2 pseudogenes are annotated in these 1,646 nt (G+C 34.1%); one reads left to right on the forward strand and one right to left on the reverse strand.

The features are described 5' to 3' along the window. Positions 1-251, forward strand: a pseudogene (locus BU804_RS08370) (hypothetical protein); the annotation flags it as partial. A gap of 847 nt (positions 252-1,098) precedes the next feature. On the opposite strand, the pseudogene BU804_RS08380 reads toward BU804_RS08370, so the two are convergent. Next, a pseudogene (locus tag BU804_RS08380) lies at positions 1,099-1,646 on the reverse strand (leucine-rich repeat domain-containing protein); the annotation flags it as partial.

Consider the following 1,646-nt stretch of genomic DNA (forward strand, 5'->3'; position numbering starts at 1 on the left):
AACATCTAGATTTAAGCTATTGCAATAATCTCAGTGACGCTGGGTTGGCCCATTTAACACCTTTAACGGATTTGCAGCATCTCGAACTAAGCAGATGCTATAAACTCATCGATGCAGGATTAGTGCATTTGAAACTCTTAACGGCTTTGCAGCATCTAGCACTAACCCAATATAAGAAATTCACCGATGATGGATTAGCACGTTTTAAAACTTTAGCATCTTCAACTAATTTAAGGATAAAATTTCATTAAACTTTATTAATTCCCATTGAGACGTTTATCTAAGAAAAATATTCGCTCATTTTGAAGGCACTATACAAACAGTTCTATGCTTGTAAACGCCAAAAAATACGCTTAAATAATCCGGCATTTTATCATGAAAAAGGAGAAGGTAAAAGAGCAGAATTTCAAAGAAATAGAATATATCAAAAAATAGATAAAAATGAAGTTAACCCTCCCTTCGTAGACCTTTTGCCGAATCTTAATCAGTTAAATTTGTACTCAGTGCATTTTGAAGAAAGCATGAGTAAAGAAAGTAAAACTCATATAATTTTAATTTTTATGAAAAAGGTGGATTAGATAGAGAAAAGAATAGTAGGGTTCGGTAAGATTATTGATCAAAGCAAATAGTTTTTGATTAAGACAATCATTCTTTTTTTACTCTTATTTCTATAGGTTGTTGCTTGCAAAGCATATAAAGGCAACTAACCTTCGACTTGGAAAAAGCTACGATAGTTATTAATTCCGCAAATGATCACAAAATTTTTCGATGAACAAGACTAAAATTTAGCTAAACAACCTTCAGTCTAAAAGACTAGATAACCCCCTTTCACAGGCACTTCAAATCAATATTTAACTAACTCAAATTATAAAAATGTCGATGAGAATGCAATCAAAAAAGATTTAAATTTTACCATTTTTGCCTATCTGAATAGAATGAATATATTAAATTTCGTACGTAATTTATCAACCGACCATCACTTAGGATAGCTAAAAAAAATAAAATGAAACCCATTCAAAGCTATCCTAAAACCTTATCTTTTTAGGACAAAGTATTCTTATTTTTGACTCCAGGTTTCTCTTTTTTATTGAAAGTTTTTTATTTAATAATTTTTAGATTGAGTGAAGTTGCTAAAGTTTTAAAACGAGCTAATCCCGCATCCGTGACTTTTTCACATCCCCTCAAATCTAAATGCTGCAAAGCCGTGAAAGATGTTAGATGGGCTAATCCAGCATCGGTGAGTTTCCTACAATCGCTTAAATTTAGATGCTGCAAACCCACTAAAGGTGTCAAATGCGCTAATCCATCATCGGTGAGTGGCCAGCAATTGCTTAGATCTAAATGCTGCAAAGCCGTGAAAGATGTTAGATGGGTTAATCCAGCATCGGTGAGTTTCCTACAATCGCTTAAATTTAGATGCTGCAAAGCCGTTAAGGATCTCAAATGCGCTAATCCATCATCAGTAAGATATTTGTATTGACTTAGGTCGAGATGCTGCAAACCCGTTAAGGGTGTCAAATGGGCTAATCCTGCATCGGTGAGTTTATAGCATCTGCTTAGTTCGAGATGCTGCAAATCCGTTAAAGGTGTTAAATGGGCCAACCCAGCGTCACTGAGATTATTGCAATAGCTTAAATCTAGATGTT

This window comes from Candidatus Protochlamydia sp. W-9 (assembly GCF_001950615.1).
GTDB lineage: Bacteria > Chlamydiota > Chlamydiia > Chlamydiales > Parachlamydiaceae > Protochlamydia > Protochlamydia amoebophila.